At 37.8% G+C, this 17,390-nt stretch carries 21 protein-coding genes; 1 reads left to right on the forward strand and 20 read right to left on the reverse strand.

The window, feature by feature from the left end; genetic code table 11:
* Positions 1-212: 212 nt before the first annotated feature.
* The 20 genes from aroH to PQ474_RS04340 form a co-directional block, all read right to left on the reverse strand.
* A complete protein-coding gene (aroH, locus tag PQ474_RS04245) occupies positions 213-587 on the reverse strand; it encodes a chorismate mutase (RefSeq protein WP_273840782.1) in 375 nt (124 codons plus the stop codon).
* On the reverse strand, positions 580-1,674 hold the full coding sequence (gene aroB / locus PQ474_RS04250) for a 3-dehydroquinate synthase (RefSeq protein WP_273840783.1): 1,095 nt from the start codon (positions 1,672-1,674) through the stop codon (positions 580-582). The genes aroH and aroB overlap by 8 nt, the downstream gene beginning before the upstream one ends.
* Entirely contained in the window at positions 1,674-2,846 is a 1,173-nt protein-coding gene (gene aroC, locus PQ474_RS04255) for a chorismate synthase (RefSeq protein ID WP_273840784.1), read from the reverse strand. The genes aroB and aroC overlap by 1 nt, the downstream gene beginning before the upstream one ends.
* Before the next feature lie 200 nt (positions 2,847-3,046).
* Entirely contained in the window at positions 3,047-3,820 is a 774-nt protein-coding gene (locus PQ474_RS04260; protein ID WP_273840785.1) for a CheR family methyltransferase, read from the reverse strand.
* A 117-nt stretch (positions 3,821-3,937) separates the two neighbouring features.
* Entirely contained in the window at positions 3,938-4,381 is a 444-nt protein-coding gene (gene ndk / locus PQ474_RS04265; RefSeq protein WP_273840786.1) for a nucleoside-diphosphate kinase, read from the reverse strand.
* Positions 4,382-4,566: 185 nt separating this feature from the next.
* The gene (gene hepT / locus PQ474_RS04270; RefSeq protein ID WP_273840787.1) at positions 4,567-5,538 is read right to left on the reverse strand and encodes a heptaprenyl diphosphate synthase component II; all 972 of its coding nucleotides are present in this window, start codon (positions 5,536-5,538) and stop codon (positions 4,567-4,569) included.
* 93 nt (positions 5,539-5,631) lie between these two features.
* Positions 5,632-6,483, reverse strand: a complete 852-nt coding sequence (locus tag PQ474_RS04275) for a menaquinone biosynthetic enzyme MqnA/MqnD family protein (protein ID WP_273840788.1) — start codon at positions 6,481-6,483, stop codon at positions 5,632-5,634.
* On the reverse strand, positions 6,480-7,088 hold the full coding sequence (locus PQ474_RS04280) for a UbiX family flavin prenyltransferase (RefSeq protein WP_273840789.1): 609 nt from the start codon (positions 7,086-7,088) through the stop codon (positions 6,480-6,482). The genes PQ474_RS04275 and PQ474_RS04280 overlap by 4 nt, the downstream gene beginning before the upstream one ends.
* Positions 7,085-7,948: a UbiA-like polyprenyltransferase gene (locus PQ474_RS04285; protein ID WP_273840790.1), complete on the reverse strand. Its 864-nt coding sequence runs from the start codon at positions 7,946-7,948 to the stop codon at positions 7,085-7,087. Before PQ474_RS04285 ends, PQ474_RS04280 begins: the two co-directional genes overlap by 4 nt.
* Positions 7,945-8,670: a demethylmenaquinone methyltransferase gene (gene menG / locus PQ474_RS04290; RefSeq protein WP_273840791.1), complete on the reverse strand. Its 726-nt coding sequence runs from the start codon at positions 8,668-8,670 to the stop codon at positions 7,945-7,947. Before menG ends, PQ474_RS04285 begins: the two co-directional genes overlap by 4 nt.
* 5 nt (positions 8,671-8,675) lie before the next feature.
* Positions 8,676-9,467: a heptaprenyl diphosphate synthase component 1 gene (locus tag PQ474_RS04295; protein ID WP_273840792.1), complete on the reverse strand. Its 792-nt coding sequence runs from the start codon at positions 9,465-9,467 to the stop codon at positions 8,676-8,678.
* A gap of 118 nt (positions 9,468-9,585) precedes the next feature.
* Positions 9,586-9,804 (reverse strand): trp RNA-binding attenuation protein MtrB, encoded by a 219-nt coding sequence (gene mtrB / locus PQ474_RS04300; RefSeq protein WP_273840793.1) that lies wholly within the window; start codon positions 9,802-9,804, stop codon positions 9,586-9,588.
* 210 nt (positions 9,805-10,014) lie between these two features.
* The gene (spoIVA, locus tag PQ474_RS04305; RefSeq protein ID WP_273840794.1) at positions 10,015-11,493 is read right to left on the reverse strand and encodes a stage IV sporulation protein A; all 1,479 of its coding nucleotides are present in this window, start codon (positions 11,491-11,493) and stop codon (positions 10,015-10,017) included.
* Between the two features lie 226 nt (positions 11,494-11,719).
* Positions 11,720-12,445 carry a hypothetical protein gene (locus PQ474_RS04310; RefSeq protein WP_273840795.1) on the reverse strand — a complete coding sequence of 242 codons (726 nt, stop codon included), beginning with the start codon at positions 12,443-12,445 and terminating at the stop codon, positions 11,720-11,722.
* 28 nt (positions 12,446-12,473) lie between these two features.
* Positions 12,474-12,677 carry a DUF2768 domain-containing protein gene (locus PQ474_RS04315; protein WP_273840796.1) on the reverse strand — a complete coding sequence of 68 codons (204 nt, stop codon included), beginning with the start codon at positions 12,675-12,677 and terminating at the stop codon, positions 12,474-12,476.
* Positions 12,678-12,955: 278 nt separating this feature from the next.
* Positions 12,956-13,222 (reverse strand): stage VI sporulation protein F, encoded by a 267-nt coding sequence (locus PQ474_RS04320; RefSeq protein ID WP_273840797.1) that lies wholly within the window; start codon positions 13,220-13,222, stop codon positions 12,956-12,958.
* A gap of 86 nt (positions 13,223-13,308) precedes the next feature.
* Positions 13,309-14,337 carry an NAD(P)H-dependent glycerol-3-phosphate dehydrogenase gene (locus PQ474_RS04325; RefSeq protein WP_273840798.1) on the reverse strand — a complete coding sequence of 343 codons (1,029 nt, stop codon included), beginning with the start codon at positions 14,335-14,337 and terminating at the stop codon, positions 13,309-13,311.
* Between the two features lie 5 nt (positions 14,338-14,342).
* The gene (gene plsY / locus PQ474_RS04330) at positions 14,343-14,990 is read right to left on the reverse strand and encodes a glycerol-3-phosphate 1-O-acyltransferase PlsY (RefSeq protein ID WP_390186543.1); all 648 of its coding nucleotides are present in this window, start codon (positions 14,988-14,990) and stop codon (positions 14,343-14,345) included.
* Positions 14,991-15,004: 14 nt separating this feature from the next.
* Positions 15,005-16,318: a ribosome biogenesis GTPase Der gene (der, locus tag PQ474_RS04335; protein WP_273840799.1), complete on the reverse strand. Its 1,314-nt coding sequence runs from the start codon at positions 16,316-16,318 to the stop codon at positions 15,005-15,007.
* Positions 16,319-16,436: 118 nt separating this feature from the next.
* The gene (locus PQ474_RS04340; protein WP_273840800.1) at positions 16,437-17,051 is read right to left on the reverse strand and encodes a YphA family membrane protein; all 615 of its coding nucleotides are present in this window, start codon (positions 17,049-17,051) and stop codon (positions 16,437-16,439) included.
* Between the two features lie 142 nt (positions 17,052-17,193).
* Here PQ474_RS04340 and PQ474_RS04345 point away from each other — a divergent pair, with 142 nt between their 5' ends.
* Positions 17,194-17,328 (forward strand): YpzI family protein, encoded by a 135-nt coding sequence (locus PQ474_RS04345; protein ID WP_273840801.1) that lies wholly within the window; start codon positions 17,194-17,196, stop codon positions 17,326-17,328.
* Positions 17,329-17,390: the final 62 nt, after the last annotated feature.

Below are 17,390 nucleotides of genomic sequence, written 5' to 3' on the forward strand. Positions count from 1 at the left end.
AAATGAGTGGGAGGGGATGATTATAATTATATTAATATAAAACCTCCTAAACAAAATCTGTTTAGGAGGTTAATAGATAGACTTATCCCTCAACTAAACTCAGCTCTCCTCAACTCAATCTCATTCTCGACTCGTCTCAATATTCTTACTTTTCTAACTAAGGCTCGAAGGAATTCATTTTCCTTCATCTCATCTGCCCTCAGTCTACCTTTTTATTGACCATTCGTCAAGGTTAAATCTGGTCTAAGCTTGATCGCATCTCGTAAGTATGCATGAGCTATTTGGTCTTGTTTCACCTCTGTATTTACGGTAATAAGCACACGAATGCACATAGGTAAACTGCCAGGAACCGGTATTTCTTGGGCACAAACGACAGGTACTAATGACCAACCTGGAAATTCTCTTAAAACTTTGGCAGGAAAGGCCGCTGTAACGTCTTCGGTTACTGTAAATAGAACTTGTGCAACAGTATCTGGATCTATCTGATTTTGTTCAATTAGTACTTGAATGAGCTCAGAAGATGCTTCTGTAATCTCTTTATCTGTATTTGCATCAATGGTAATTGCTCCACGTATTCCTCTAACCAATCTTTTCTACCCCCATTCTTTCAACTAGTAATTGCTTTACTAGTGTTGGAGGAATGTCAATTAAGGCGGCCTCCCCAATCTTCTTTAAAAGGACCATTCTAATCGACCCTGCCTCCGCTTTCTTATCTTGACGCATTTTCGCAAGGAGAAGATCAGGCTCACAATCTGGCGGAATTTCAGTTTGAAACCCAAGATCATTAAGCCATTTCTCAAATTCCTTCACCTGTAGATCGATCTGATACATTTCTTCACTAACTCTTAATGAAAAAATCATTCCTACTACGACCGCTTCTCCATGTGTCAATACCCCATAACCAAGTTCAGCTTCTAGAGCATGCCCAAGTGTATGACCAAAATTTAGAAATGCACGAACTCCATTCTCTTTCTCATCTTCCTTCACAATCTTGGCTTTTACCCTAATAGACGTTTCTAATATTTCGCCTAACTTTTCAACAGGAAGTTGTTCAATTCCATTTAGCTCTTGTAAGTTATTTAAGAAAGTGTGATCGTGTATAAACCCATGTTTAATCACTTCAGCGAAACCAGAACGCCACTCCCTAACAGGCATTGAATACAACGCCTCTGTATCATAAAAAACAGCCTCAGGTTGGTGGAAACATCCCACCATATTCTTACCAAGGGGATGATTAATAGCTACTTTCCCTCCAACACTACTGTCATGAGCTAATAAAGTTGTCGGCACTTGAATAAAACGAATCCCTCTCATGTAAGTAGCTGCAACAAACCCAGCTAGATCCCCAACTACGCCTCCACCTAAAGCGACAATTAATGATTTACGATCTAAAGAACTAGAAAGGGCTTCTGTTAGTACTTGATCATAAACAGCTAATGACTTAGATGCTTCACCGCACTTAATGACTTCAGTATAAACAGGAAGCTGATTGTCAAAGCTCTCAACAACGTCGTTTAAATAAAGAGGAGCGACATGAGAATCCGTAATGACTAGAACCGATGAAACCGGTTCTGTCATTACGTTTTTTATTTTATCGCCAATCAAATGGCGAATACCAGGCTCTATGTAGACGAAGTAGTCCTTTGATTCTGCTTCAATCTGGACTTTTCTCATTAAAAAGACCTCGCTTCATCCTGATGACGTTTTACATTTGCTTGAATCGTTTTCATTTGATCATGTCCAAATGTTTCTAATAGCGCATTAGCTACTTCCCAAGCTACAACAGCTTCAGCCACAACAGCTGCTGCAGGAACAGCACAACTATCTGAACGTTCAATACTAGCTTCAAACGGTTCCTTTGTATCAATATCAACACTTTGAAGCGGTTTATAAAGGGTTGGAATAGGTTTCATAACCCCACGAACAACAATCGGCATCCCTGTTGTCATTCCACCTTCAAATCCTCCAAGACGATTGGTCTTACGTGTATACCCTTTTTCTTCGTCCCAAAGAATTTCATCATGCACCTGGCTCCCTGGTAAGCGTGCTGCTTCAAATCCAATTCCAATCTCAACACCTTTAAAGGCATTAATACTCATCACAGCAGCGGCTAATTTCGCATCCAGCTTGCGGTCATAATGGACATGGCTTCCAAGTCCAATTGGCACATTCTCAATAACAACTTCAACAACTCCTCCAATGGAATCTCCGTCCTGCTTAGCCGTATCAATTGCTTCAATCATTTTCACACTTGCTTCCTCATCTAAGCAACGAACTTGTGAAGCCTCAGAACGCCTTTGTAATTCTTCAACTGAATCATAAGATACATTCTCAGCTTTAACACCACCAATTTCAAGCACGTGTCCGCCTACTTTAATTCCAAATTGTGAAAGAATTTTTTTAGCCACTCCACCAGCTGCTACACGAACTGTTGTTTCGCGAGCAGATGAACGCTCAAGTACATTTCTCATGTCACGGTGACCATATTTGATCGCACCATTTAAATCAGCATGGCCTGGGCGTGGTCGTGTTAACTTTCGTTTCACTTCTTTTTCTTCTCCCTCGCCAATTGGCTCAGCACCCATTACTTTTGTCCAATGAGTCCAATCTTTGTTTTCAACAACAAGGGCAATTGGTGCACCCGTTGTTTTCCCGTGACGAACTCCACTCAAAATCTGAACTTGATCTTTCTCAATTTGCATTCTTCTTCCGCGTCCATACCCACCTTGACGACGTGCTAAATCGACATTAATGTCTTCTGCTACTAGTTCAAGTTGAGCAGGAACACCTTCTATAATCGTTGTTAATTGTGGTCCATGTGATTCACCAGCGGTTAAATATCTCATCTTTTTACTCCTCCATTACAACTCATTCTCTTTATCGCTTTTATGCGTTAAATTATAACATGATTTCAAACCCTTGTCCCGAAAATTTTTGACAATTAAGTTATTAATTAAACATTGTAACAAATTCGGACAATATAGTCTAAGAAAAATAAAAGAAAGTTGGTCTTCTGTTGCAGAATGACCAACTTATCTTACTATTATTATACTTTTTTATAGAAAAATGTATCTTCCGTATCAAATTGAAACGTAGAAGGGTTAAAAATTTGTTCTGTGCTTCCGACAAATAGAACGCCGCCAGGACGTAAAGCACGGCTAAATTTATGGTATAATTCATGCTTGGCTTCTTCTGTAAAATATATCATTACATTTCGACAAATAATTAAATCATATTGTTCTTCAAATCGATCAGCTAATAAATTTTGCTGTTTAAATCGTACTGTTCTTTTTATATTATCATTCACTTTAAATCCCATAGGGTCTTTGGTAAAGTGGGCGGATAAAATTTCTTTAGGTACTTCTTTTAAAGAGCGGTCTGTGTACAACCCCATCTTTGCCCGTTCGAGTATTCCACGGTCTAAATCTGTAGCGAATATAGACACTTTTGATAAAGAAATAAATTTAGACATAATCATCGCAAGCGTGTAAGGCTCTTCTCCCGTTGAACATGCTGCACTCCATAATTTGAGTTTAGCATTTTCTTTCAGTAGTCGGGGAAGAATTTTTTTCTCGAGCACTTCCCACCTTTTAGCATTCCGGTAAAACTCTGATACATTGATCGTCATTCGATCAAGAAATTCATTGAACATGTCTTCATTTGAAATTATCGCTTGATAATAAGACCGAAAATCATTGCAACCTCTTTTATTTCGTAAAGACTCTAGTCTTCTTTTCATCTGAGCCTCTTTATATAAAGACAAGTCAATGGCTGTTTTCTTCTTAATATCTGCGATAAATTGTTGATAGTCCTGACTCATTTCACTTACTCCTCATTAATTCATAATGATTTAATGATACGATGAAACAACAATAAATACTATTACAAAATAAAGCTCGTCCAAAATTTGGACGAGCTCTTAAATGATTAATTTTGATTAAACCCACTTATTAACTGTTTTCTCATAAGCGCTTAACTCTTCTTCATTAAAAAAGATTGAAATTTCACGAGCGGCACTTTCAGGTGAATCCGACCCATGAATAACGTTCATGGCAACTTGAACACCAAAATCACCACGGATCGTTCCAGGAGCTGCTTCTGCTGGATTTGTTGCACCCATCATCGTACGAGCAGTAGAGATGACATTCCCACCTTGCCAAACCATTGCAAATACAGGACCTGAAGTGATAAAATCAACAAGTTCACCGAAGAACGGACGCTCTTTATGCTCTCCATAATGAGTTTCAGCTGTTTCTTTAGAAAGTATTGTTAACTTAGCCGCCACTAATGTAAACCCTTTCTTTTCAAAGCGCGAAACAATTTCTCCAATTAAATTACGTTGTACTCCATCTGGTTTAATCATTAAATATGTACGTTCCATCTTCTCTATCTCTCCTATCAAATCTTGTAGTTAGAACCTCTATTAGTATAGCAAACAATCAAAACCGGAACAACAGTAGTTGAGATTTTTTTCTTGGAAAACGCAAACATTGTAAAAAGAAAGAAAAAAGAGAACTCATCCTCCCTAGTTTCTTTCCATAGGGTTTACTGAGACCTCTTTTATATTTAAAATTTTCGCTTTCCTATATAGGCAGCTATTTCTCGTAAATACGTTTTTTCTTCAATGTCAGGTAGTTTTTCTAGTGCTTCATAAGCCTTTTGTAAATATTGATCACTTATGGAAAGAGAATATTCAATTCCACCAGAATCCTTAATGGCTGATAGCACTCCCGTTAAATCAACATTTTCTGGAAACTTGGTTTCAAGTAATTCCATAATCCTCTTCTTAAGCTCAGAATCATGATGCATCGCATACAAAGCCGGTAAAGTGACGTTCCCTTGGCGTAGATCTCCTCCAGCAGGTTTCCCTAATTGCTCATCTGTACCAACAAAATCTAACACATCATCTGTGATCTGGAACGACATTCCGACATTATAGCCAAATTGATATAAATTTCGTTGCGTTTTATAATCCGCATTAGCAGCTAATGCCCCTAATTCACAACTAACAGCTATAAGTAAAGCTGTTTTTCTTTTAATTCTGCGTAAATAAATCCTGAAATTTTGTCCCCAATTATACTGATCTCTAATTTGTTCGATCTCACCTAAACAAATCTCTAACATCGTATTGGATAAAATTTGATGAATTTGAGGGTTATCAAAAAATGTTGTAGTCTCGATCGCTTTACCAAAAATAAAATCTCCAGTATACATAGCAATCTGATTATTCCATTGTGATTTGATCGTTTTTTTGCCTCGACGCAGCTCAGCATCATCAATCACATCATCATGTACAAGAGATCCCATGTGAATTAATTCCAATGGAACAGCAATATGCTTAAGCTCACTAATATCATACTTTCCGAATCTAGCGGCTAACAGAACAAAAACAGGACGAATTCTTTTTCCTCCTGCCTTAAGTAATTGTAGGGAGGCTTCTTGTAAAATGTCATTATCTGATTGAACAGATGCTTCAAGTTCTTTTTCAATTATCGTAATATCAGATTGAAATTGCATATAAATTTCTGCTAGTTTCATGTCGTCCACCTTATTTAATCAAGGCGATATCTCATCGCCGTTACTACAATCATTGTATTTATTGAATCATTGATACCTTATTTTTGCAAGCTCTTATTCAACTATACGCGCTGCATCCCAAATATTTAACGTTTTCACCTGATTCGGCAGATATCCCATTTGAAAGAGAAGTTCATAGAAGTAATCTAATCCTTTTTGTTCTTGTTCCCCAAAATCATTACAGAGATTTTGAAAGTACATATCCCAAAATTTCTTTTCTCCACCGTGTGTTTTTAAAATGTCGTCAATCATTAATTCATATTGATTGGTTTCACTCATTTTTTTACTTTCAAGAAAAGAGCGATAGACCGCTCCTATTAAACTTGGGTGCTCATTTAGAGTTTCATTCCGAACTGCAAAAACGGCAAACGTCATCGGTAGCCCTGTGTGCTTATACCATATATCTCCTAAATCATAACAATAGTATGATTTGCCAACCTCGTGTTTAGCTAAAATGGCATCATCACCAATAAGTAGACAGGCATCATGCTCTACTAACATTTTCTTTAGATCAGGTGTCATCGTAGTATAAGATACCTCCAAAGAATAGAAATGCTCCAATACGACCTTTAATAAGTTAACAGAAGTAGCAGAACTACTTGTTAAAGCAATTTTCGCTCCACCCAACTGTTGCAGAGGTTTTTTAGAAAATAAGAAAATAGACCCAACAGGACCATAAGAAGTAACCGATAAATTAGGCAACAAGGTAAAATGAGTTGAGTTTTCAGCATAGGCAAATGACGAAATACCTCCAACATCAATCTTTCCAGCGGCCATTGCTTGATTGAGCTGTGCAGGAACCTGTGGGACAAAAGAACATTGTTGCCTTTGTAGTTTGTCCCGGTCCAAATAATAGAAGAATGGCAATATATTCGTATAAGAGATTTCCCCAATGATTACGCTCACTGTCCCTCCCCCCATCTAGTAAACAATGTATGGTCTACTCCAAGGCTATCTAAAGCTTTTCCAACTAGGAAATTGATTAGATCATCCATCGATTGCGGCAGATGATAGAAACCTGGCATCGCAGGTAGCACTTTCGCTCCTACTTTTGATACACGAAGCATATTTTCTAAATGCAACTGATTTAATGGTGTTTCTCTCGGTACCAGTATTAATTTACGCTCTTCCTTTAACATAACATCAGCAGTTCGCTCCAATAAATTACCAGACGCTCCGGTCGCAATTCCTGACAAAGTTCCCATCGAACAAGGGATGATAATCATTCCATTATTTTGATACGAACCACTTGCAATGGGAGCTCCGTAATCATGTAAGTGATGAGTATGAAGTTCACCTTCATACTCACCAAATAATTGATCAATCACAGCATCACGATTTTCTGTGTCAAGTAATAACTCTTCTTTAAAAACACGCCAAGCTGCTTCCGTTAAAATTAAATGGACCTTATATGATTGTTTTAAAAGCTCCTGTACGAGGCGAACTCCATAAATAGCACCACTCGCACCAGTTATTCCAACAGTATAAATCCCTTTATGCTCTCTACTCATATAAGGATATCTCCAATCGCAAAAATGAACATAACAAGGCTTAGGATTCCATTCATTGTAAAAAATGCAACATCTAGTTTTGATAGGTCATGTTCAGAAACAAGCGTATGTTCATAGACCATAATAGCTCCAGCTATTAGGACGCCAACAAAATAAATCCATCCAAGTGGAGTAACGAAAAACAAGCTAACAAACGACAAGAAACTGATTACATGCAGAAATCGAGCAATTACAAGTGCTCGTCCAATTCCAAATCTACTTGGAATAGAGTGTAAATTATTTTCTCGATCATAATCAGCATCTTGGGTCGCATAAATAACATCAAATCCAGCAGTCCATAAAGCAACAGCGAGAAACAATAGAAACGCTTCCCACGTTAACGCACCGGTTGCACCGACCCATCCTCCAAGTGGTGCTAGAGCAATGGTTACACCTAAAATAAGATGACAAGCCCATGTGAATCGTTTGGTATAAGAATAAATAACAAGGAAAAAGACCGCAAGTGGAAGCAAATAAACAGCTAACATATTAAGTTGAAAAGCTGCATAAAAAAGTAAAGCAAATGAAACAATGATAAAAAATAAAACTTCTAATTTTGAAACTAATCCAGCGGGAATCGCCCTTGTAGCTGTTCGCGGATTATATTTATCGATTTGCTCATCAATTACTCGGTTTAGTGACATCGCTGCACTTCTTGCCCCAACCATTGCTACCGTAATCCAAATCCACTGTAACGTGGAGGGAAACTGTCCATTGACAATGAACGCTCCTAAAATGGCACCAAAATAAGCAAACGGTAATGCAAAAACAGTATGTTCAAATTTGATCATTTCTAAGATGATTTTAATCTTTCTAATCACGTTATCTGCTCCAATTCTATATCCTTCTTACCAAGGTGCATCGCTGCAACCCCACCAGAATAACTTTTCACTTCAATGTTGATTAGCCCAGCGTCCCTAAACATTTGCGCTAGTTTCTCTCGATTTGGAAAAGACATAGTTGATTCCTGCAGCCACGAATATTCGTCATAACTCTTTGCAAAGAATTTTCCAAATATCGGCATAACTCGACTAAAATAAAAAAAGTATAACTGTTTAAAAACGGGAATCGTCGGCTGAGAAGTTTCCAAACATACAACGCTACCACCAGGTTTTGTGACTCGAAACATTTCGCGCAACACCTGCTCATAATCAGGTACATTTCTTAATCCAAAGCCTATCGTTACAAAATCAAAACTATTGTCCTCATACGGAAGTTCCATTGCATTTCCGTGAGTTAAATTGATTTGAGTCAAGTTTTGCTCTTTTACTTTTTCTTGTCCTACCTTTAACATATTCTTACTAAAGTCTAACCCTTCAACTCGGCCCTCTTTTCCTACAGCCTCTGCAAGAGCTATGGTCCAATCAGCCGTACCGCAGCAGACATCTAATGCATGGTCACCAGCTTGGACATTCATTCTTTTCATAGTATCTTTACGCCATGCTTTGTGGCGCTGAAAACTTATAACCGAATTCATAACATCATATTTTTTATAAATTGATTCAAATACTTGATGAACTCGTTCTTCTTTTGACTGTGTCATCTTGCTCACCCTTCTTCTGCTACGATCTCTTGTAACGACTTACGACCAATCAGTTCATCAACATGTTCCACAACAAATCTCTCAAATGATTGCAGTGCCTTGCTGTTAGAAAGAAGTCGATCTTTCACATCCTCTACTTTCTCTTCAATCCAATTTAGTTCATTTCCAGCAGTACCATTGCTGTCTCTTAATATAGCTTGGATAATCGGTGCTTTTTTTCCTGCTAGCCACTCTACTCGGTCTTCTAAAAGCCGTTTTAAAAAGAAGAAATCTTTCATGACCCCTTTCCAAGCAGTTTGTTCAAAGTGTTCAGCCATATTTTGCATTAACACCGATTCAATTTGAGAAGTATTATTTTGTACTTCTTCGTAAGATAGGTCCCTTGAATTGCAAAGATTTAATTTGTATTCATTGATTTCTTGTATTGACTGACTGAATACCCTAATCATGGGTATTTGTTGTTTCTCTGCTAGTAAATAATAATGAAGACTTACATAATAATCGCCTGCTAAAACAGTCAATTGCCTATTTTTGCGTAGTCGATCCGAATGGATAGGATCCTGGGAAACTTCATCGTGAACATCAAGACCAGCTTGAAGTAATAACGCTGAAATCGTAAACATTTTAGCCTCATTAGTGGAAAGTTTTTTTTGCATCATCGCGTACAGAAAACGAACTTTATCATCATCTAAATCTGGTTTCTGAACATACGATTGTAAATACAGATGCTTCGTTAGACCATAAAAGCTTTTTTTTATCTCTTTTACTTTGTCATCAAACTGACTCATACTCACCATTCTAAAATCCCCCAAATTCCGTCCATCATTGTTGTATCCACATTTATATCGCAACTATTATACCATAGGTTTTTACATACGAGAAAATGAAAGTCCTTTCCTTTCATTTAATAACCAGTTAATCTTCCGTATCCATTGTGCCATGACTTGTTTGAATGAGGGCTTTGCCTCTTATTTTCACAGCCGATGTATGCTCTGTAAACTGTGCGATCATAACTTCACCTTTATCCAGTTTTTCAGAATGATGAAAGCGAGTATCAGAACCACGAGTAAGCCCAATTACATTTACTCCGTTTTCCTTCGCTTTAATAACAAAAAATTCATTTTGATTGCTCATCTCAACTCTCCTATTCAAAAATTCTTCACAGATAAATCCACTTTGTCCATTTTAACATGAAATAGTATTTTTCGCTTCCGTTCAGAAAATTTCCCTAATCACTCGCCATTATACGTTAAAATCTTAGCATAAACATTGCCTATAAGGCAAAAAGAACCCCCTTTGTAAGGGAGTTCTAGACTAGCTAAACGAAGGTATAACTTTATACAATTAGAGGATAATCGCGATAAGCCCACCAGATCCTTCGTTTATAATTCTTTCTAGCGTTTCTTTCAATTTGTAACGAGCATTTTCAGGCATTAAAGATAGCTTAGCTGAAATACCTTCACGTACAATCGAATTCAGCGAGCGACCGAAAATGTCGGAATTCCAAATTGAAAGAGGATTTTCTTCAAAATCTTGCATTAAGTAACGAACAAGTTCTTCACTTTGTTTCTCCGTGCCAATAATTGGAGCAAACTCAGACTCAACATCTACTTTAATCATATGAATAGATGGTGCTACAGCCTTCAACCTAACACCAAAACGTGAGCCTTGACGGATAATTTCTGGTTCATCGAGACTCATGTCAGACAATGCTGGAGCTGCGATTCCGTAACCCGTTTGCTTCACCATTCGAAGCGCGTCAGCCACTTGGTCATACTCTTGCTTCGCATGAGCAAAGTCTTGCATTAATTGAAGAAGATGGTCTTTCCCTCTAATTTCTACCCCAACTACTTCTTTTAGCACCTGATCGTATAAGTCATCTGGAGCATATAAGTCAATCTCTGCAATACCCTGCCCCATCTCTATACCAGCAAGACGAGCGTCATCAATAAATTCATATTCTGTAAATTGTCCGACTACACGGTCAACATCACGAAGACGTTTTATATCTTTAACGGTCTCACGAACAGACTCTTCATAACTTTGACGTAACCAATGATCTTCTCTTAAAACCATGACCCAACTTGGAAGATTTACATTCACTTCATGAACTGGGAATTCATATAACACTTCGCGAAGAACATTATTAATATCTTGGTCTGTCATACTCTCAATGCTCATCGCCAAACAAGGAATGTCATACTCCTCAGCTAATTGTGTACGTAAAGCCTCTGTATCAGGATGATGAGGGCGAACACTATTTACGATCATAATAAATGGTTTGCCCACTTCTTTTAATTCCTCAACTACACGAGCCTCAGATTCTAAGTAATCATGACGTGGAATTTCTCCGATTGATCCATCAGTTGTAACCACAACACCTAATGTAGAATGTTCTTGAATGACTTTACGTGTTCCAATTTCAGCTGCTTCTTGAAATGGAATTGGTTCCTCATACCAAGGCGTATTAATCATACGAGGTCCATGTTCGTCCTCATATCCTTTGGCTCCTGGAACCGCATATCCTACGCAATCCACTAAACGGATATTCACATCAAGACCCTCATCCACATGGATAGAAATCGCCTGATTTGGAACAAACTTTGGTTCTGTTGTCATAATTGTTTTTCCAGCCGCACTTTGAGGCAACTCGTCCTGAGCGCGAGCTTTTTCGGATTCATTCGTAATATTCGGGAGAACGACTAGCTCCATAAATTTCTTAATGAATGTCGACTTCCCTGTGCGAACTGCACCTACTACTCCAAGATAAATATCGCCACCAGTGCGTTCAGCGATATCCTTAAAAATATCAACCTTTTCCACGTGATCCCCTCCCGATCGAGTAAAAATTTGAGATTCAACTTCTTCCGGTAAACCTTTGACACTATCATATCTATGATGTTGTCCAAAGTTTATGACAACTGTTCTTGAAAGAAAGTAGATTCTCGTTTTTGGGCTACCGAGAAGGGGAGATAAATAAATGCCCCTTCCTCTGATATGTATATCAACAAGGTAGGGACATTAGACCAAAAAATTCAAGTCAACTCTATTATTTTTTTCTAAGCTCCATCGAATAAGTCGGTTCACCATTATCATCAAGTACATACGGAACGCTTCTTACAGGAACAAAAGGTGCGATTTCGTATAGTAGCGAGCGAATATCTTCCCCTTCTTCAAATTGATGCTCCTGTTGCTGAAGCATCATATTTAAATCAATTCGGTAATCAATAATGATTTCTCCATCATTTGTTAATAATAAAGGAAGCCATGTATCATGATAGGGACTTCTTACATGAGGAGCTTCTTTATAATTAAGAGCTTCATGATCAAGGAGAAAAAGCCCAACATCAAGCATTTCCTTAATTGGAGCGAAACGATGTTGTCTCATATATTCATTTAATCGTTGCTGCAATAGTCTAATTTCCCCTTGTGAAGTCAGATCAATTACTTTTACTTCAGGTTGATCTTCAACATTAACGAGCACATATTGAAAAACACCTCCACTTTCAAACGCAGTACCAGGAGGTTGTTGTAAATATCTCGGAATCAATTGATTGAAATCTACAACATAACGTTGATACAATGAAGTATTTTCATCAAACGTGCGAATAGGCAATACACCCGTATCCTCTTGAAAACGTTCAATAGCTTGTTCAACAGACTGTAACTGGTCAGGATAAGCAATTCGATTCTCTGCCCGTTGATCATCTGGATACATACACCCACTTAGTAAAAAGAAAACCATTGCACTACTCATTAAAACAAGTCGGTTCATACGTATTAGTCAACTCCTTTCTTATTTACTACAAAGTAGCGGTCGGCCCACCTACAACAATAAGAAAGACAATAATCCCAGATACAAGTAGACACATAAATGAAAAGGCCAATACTATTTTTTGGACCCATCCTTTTAACTTTTCTCGGCTAAAAATTGCAGCTCCCGCTGAAACGAACATTAAAGCAAGTGCAAAAAATGAAATCCACATATTTAACATCGCTTGTGACACGAATATCATCCTCCATTTAACTTTTTCCATGACACATTATAGCATAGCTTGTCCCAAAAGTCGGTGTCAGGTTGTGGTCAATTTTAGTTTAATAGCGAAAAAGACCAAAAGGCTAAAGTGCGGCCTTTTGGTCTCCAAACTAAAATCAGAGAAGTGGGGGCACACTTCTCTGATTTTGACGAAACCCTTCGTCTATAACGCAGCCCTATTGTAATGTTCGTTCTTTACAAGTATATGCAGAAACCTCATTTGTGTTTGTGGTTTTTGCCTACACACCGTTATTTTTTATTGAACATTTTTGCAAGTGAAGCGAAGTCCATTGGCATGTTGTTCTTTGTTATAGCTTCAACGATCTGATCTTCTTTTTCTTTTGAAACCGGTTTGTTAGCAAGCTTAGCTACTTGTGCAATAAGCTGTCTAACCGCAGCTTCATCTTGAAGATTTGTGTTACTAACGGAGTTAGCTAATTTAAATAAATCATCTGGTTTTACATTAGCTTTTTTCTGAATTTGATCCATGAAAGATGAGTCATTATTTTGAAACATGATTTGCCCTCCCTCATTCTAATATCACGATATCATATGCGTGAGGATGAGGAAGGTGCCGTGTAATTTATTATTTATTCAATCGCTTATTGGAAATCGACCGATAATTGCTCAACTTCGTGTTTCTTAACACGCCCCATTAATTGTTCTGTTGCTTGATTTGGAGAAAGACCTTCAAACAGCACAGCATATAAAGAACTAGTGATTGGCATATCAACTTGCCATTTCAACGCTAATTCATGTGCCGCTTTTGTGGTTCTTATTCCCTCTACAACCATTCCCATCGAAGCTAAAACATCATCTAAAGATTTTCCTTCACCTATCATCTTACCGGCTCTATAATTCCGCGAATGAATACTTGTACAAGTAACAATTAAATCACCTAAACCAGAAAGACCTGCAAATGTTAAAGGATTGGCACCAAGCTTAACACCCATCCTTGTTATTTCTGCTAGTCCACGAGTCATAATAGCCGCTTTTGTATTATCCCCTAGTCCAAGTCCATTCGTTAATCCGCAAACTAATGCAATGCTATTTTTTAGAGCTCCGCCAATTTCAACTCCAACTAAATCAGAATTCGTATAAACTCGAAAATGTTTATTAATGAATAAGTCCTGCGCAAGTTCGGACGCCTCATGACTTTCTGAGGAAACAGTTACCGTCGTTGGTTGACGAAGGCTAACTTCCTCTGCATGGCTTGGGCCAGAAAGTACCACAACATTTTGAAGCAGATTAGTCTTAGAAAATTCCTCTTCAATCATTTCAGAAACTCGTTTATGAGTTCCTGGCTCAATTCCTTTGCTAGCATGAATAATCGTAATTGGCTTCGATAAGAACTTAATCATGTGTTGTACGTTTTCTCTAATTGCCTTAGTTGGTACAACTAAAACGACAACTTCTACATTTTCTAAAGCTTTGTCTAACTCAGTATAAGCGGTAATTCTCTCAGATAAGGTTATATTAGGTAAGTATTTCGAATTCGTGTGATGTTCATTTATTTCATTCACTTGATCTGATCTTCTTGCCCATATGCGAACATTGTGGTCATTATCTGCTAAAACCATAGCTAAAGCTGTTCCCCAGCTTCCTGCTCCAATAACAGCTAAATTACTCAATACAATCACTCCTTACTCTCTGCCGGTGTCTTTTTTCCTAATTTGCTTTCTGTCCCAGTTACCAAACGGCTAATATTGGCGCGATGTCTCCATATAGATAGCAATGCAACAAACCCTGCTAAATAAAGATAAACGACTGGATAGTCATAATGATTATAGAGCAAAAAGGCAAATAAAGGTGTTAATCCAGCAAACAATAAGGAACCTAGTGACACGTATTTTGTGACGAAAATACTCAGTATCGCAACAATGCCCGCCCATAAAGCAGGAAAAAATACAAGAGTAGCTAACACACCAATGGTTGTTGCAACTCCTTTTCCCCCACGAAAACCATAATATACTGGCCAATTATGACCAAGGATTGCAGCTAATCCAGCTAAAGCTGGAAATAACCCAGAATCATCTGGTGCAACCCAAGCAGCTACAAGAACAGCGACAATCCCTTTTAGTACATCTAAAGCTAAGACAGAAATGGCTGGTCCAATCCCTAAAACTCTCAACGTATTAGTCGCGCCTGCATTCCCGCTTCCATGTTGTCTAATATCAACCTTTTTAATTTTCTTCGCAATAATATAACTAAAACTCAATGAACCTAAAAGGTAGCCAAATAAAACAGTTAAAATGAGTGCAACGATCATAAAGCCTTCCCCCATTTCAGCCTCTCCCTTTAAACATTTTTCTTTCTAGCAAAAATTTTAATCGGGGTTCCCTCAAATTCAAATGTGGCACGTAATCGGTTTTCTAAGAACCGTTCATATGAGAAATGCATTAACTCAGGCTCATTCACAAAGAACACGAATGTAGGTGGTTCTACAGCCACTTGAGTAACATAATTTATCTTAAGACGCTTCCCTTTATCTGTCGGTGTTGGGTTCATCGCAACCGCATCCATGATCATGTCATTTAATACATTCGTCGCAACACGAAGGTGATGATTTTCTGATACCTTTTTAACCATTGGCAAAACATGTTGCAATCTTTGTTTTGTTTTTGCAGAAACAAACAAGATTGGTGCATACGTTAAAAATAGTAGTTCTTCCCTTAATTTCGTCTCGAAATTCTTCATCGTTTTATCGTCTTTTTCAACGGCATCCCATTTATTAACGACAATGATAACAGCACGCCCTGCTTCATGTGCATATCCGGCAATTTTCTTATCTTGTTCAATTAATCCTTCTTCTGCATTAATAACAACTAGTACCACATTTGAACGTTCAATTGCCTTAAGCGAACGAAGTACACTGTATTTTTCAGTTGCTTCATATACTTTTCCACGTTTTCTCATTCCAGCGGTATCAATCAGAACATAATCCTGCTCATCTCTTGTAAAAGGAGTATCAATAGCGTCACGTGTTGTCCCAGGAATGTTACTCACAATTACTCGCTCTTCACCAAGCATTGCATTAACGAGCGAAGATTTCCCGACATTTGGTCGTCCAATTAATGATATGCGAATCGTATCTTCATCATACGGGTCTTCTTCTTCATCAGGGAAATGTTTGATTACTTCATCGAGTAAATCACCTAAACCTAGTCCATGTGAACCAGAAATCGGATAAGGTGTATCCATTCCTAAAGAATAAAATTCATAAAGCTCTTCTTGCATCTCTGGATTGTCAATCTTATTCACTCCTAATACAACTGGTTTATCAGAGCGGAATAATATTTTTGCAACTTCCTGATCTGCACTAGTAATACCTTCACGACCATTTACAATAAAGACAATGACATCAGCTTCTTTAATGGCTAACTCTGCTTGAGCGCGCATTTGAATAAGTAAAGGCTCATCACCTAGTTCGATACCACCCGTATCAATTAAATTGAATTCACGGTTTAACCATTCACCTTTACTATAAATACGATCACGTGTTACCCCTGGCATATCTTCGACAATGGCAACTCGTTCTCCTACTATGCGGTTAAAAATTGTTGACTTCCCTACATTAGGACGTCCGACTATTGCTACAACAGGCTTTGTCATCACGTCACAACCTTTCTTTTTTCATATGTAAAATCATCCATTTTTCAATGTAACTTATTTATCTTACTTGATTTTTAAGCACTTGTCGATGTTTTCTATGATCAACATGATTTTCAGGTTAAGAACTTTGTTTCAATACTCGTTGTTTCGACTCCGAAATAAGCTGATCCGCTATCCAAATAGAAATTTGTTGAAACCCCCATACGATCGAGAACAAAACACTTACAATTGCTACGATGTCAAAGAAATATAGATCGCCAATTGTTTGTTCTATTCTCATATGACGTACTAGGACCATACTGGTTAGCAGTTCTCCTTGAACAAGTCCTATTAAAGCCACGTACAAACGATCCTTTAAATTACGAGAAAGAAAAAAAGCAATGATCGCAATTATACAAGATGCCATCCATCTACTATCTGTGTATTCAATTACAGGATCAAAAATGAGAAGCATCTGAAAACCGGCATGTGCTGCTGCAATCGTAATAGAAACAATAAAAACATGAATAAGTCGGGACATTTCATACGATTTCATATGCCAACTTAAATAGATAGAGAATAAAACAAAAGCCAAATGAAATTGGATTTGACCAAATTGAATAGAAAGGGGTAGCACAATCAATAACGCAAGAATAAGAATGGCATAACCCATCCTACGTTTCGTCTTCGGCCAAAAAAAACTAATAATTGTCCAAAGTCCCCAACCTATCCAATATGCATAGACACCTTCCATTTCATCACCTCTTAATTATCCTTTACTAATAAGTATCGACTAAGGCCCACAGTTCTAACCATCCAAATACATAAAGAACGATCTTTGTTGGAACATTAATTGAGAACGCTTCTATTCAAAAAGTGAAAGGAAGGGGATATGTATGGGGAAAGACCGTCAAGAAAGAAAATTAAAACAATCAGGTAAGGTAGAATCTGACCGTGATCAAAATCTAGAATACCAAGGAGCTGCAAAATTACAAAGCCCAGATGAAGCAAGGAAACAGCAGCGCCCTTAAATGATGGTCCACTCTTAACTAAAAAGAGACGAACTCTTTTGGATTCGTCTCTTTTTAGTACG

The organism is Halalkalibacter alkalisediminis, assembly GCF_028610705.1.
GTDB classification, from domain to species: Bacteria; Bacillota; Bacilli; order Bacillales; family Bacillaceae_D; genus Halalkalibacter; species Halalkalibacter alkalisediminis.

Coding starts and splice junctions, on each gene's coding strand:
- aroB (WP_273840783.1), bottom strand. CDS start 1,674: ATGAGAAAAGTCCAGATTGAAGCAGAATCAAAGGACTACTTCGTCTAC.
- aroC (WP_273840784.1), bottom strand. CDS start 2,846: ATGAGATATTTAACCGCTGGTGAATCACATGGACCACAATTAACAACG.
- PQ474_RS04260 (WP_273840785.1), bottom strand. CDS start 3,820: ATGAGTCAGGACTATCAACAATTTATCGCAGATATTAAGAAGAAAACA.
- ndk (WP_273840786.1), bottom strand. CDS start 4,381: ATGGAACGTACATATTTAATGATTAAACCAGATGGAGTACAACGTAAT.
- hepT (WP_273840787.1), bottom strand. CDS start 5,538: ATGAAACTAGCAGAAATTTATATGCAATTTCAATCTGATATTACGATA.
- PQ474_RS04280 (WP_273840789.1), bottom strand. CDS start 7,088: ATGAGTAGAGAGCATAAAGGGATTTATACTGTTGGAATAACTGGTGCG.
- menG (WP_273840791.1), bottom strand. CDS start 8,670: ATGACACAGTCAAAAGAAGAACGAGTTCATCAAGTATTTGAATCAATT.
- PQ474_RS04295 (WP_273840792.1), bottom strand. CDS start 9,467: ATGGTGAGTATGAGTCAGTTTGATGACAAAGTAAAAGAGATAAAAAAA.
- mtrB (WP_273840793.1), bottom strand. CDS start 9,804: ATGAGCAATCAAAATGAATTTTTTGTTATTAAAGCGAAGGAAAACGGA.
- PQ474_RS04310 (WP_273840795.1), bottom strand. CDS start 12,445: ATGAACCGACTTGTTTTAATGAGTAGTGCAATGGTTTTCTTTTTACTA.
- PQ474_RS04320 (WP_273840797.1), bottom strand. CDS start 13,222: ATGTTTCAAAATAATGACTCATCTTTCATGGATCAAATTCAGAAAAAA.
- plsY (WP_390186543.1), bottom strand. CDS start 14,990: ATGGGGGAAGGCTTTATGATCGTTGCACTCATTTTAACTGTTTTATTT.
- der (WP_273840799.1), bottom strand. CDS start 16,318: ATGACAAAGCCTGTTGTAGCAATAGTCGGACGTCCTAATGTAGGGAAG.
- PQ474_RS04340 (WP_273840800.1), bottom strand. CDS start 17,051: ATGGAAGGTGTCTATGCATATTGGATAGGTTGGGGACTTTGGACAATT.
- PQ474_RS04345 (WP_273840801.1), top strand. CDS start 17,194: ATGGGGAAAGACCGTCAAGAAAGAAAATTAAAACAATCAGGTAAGGTA.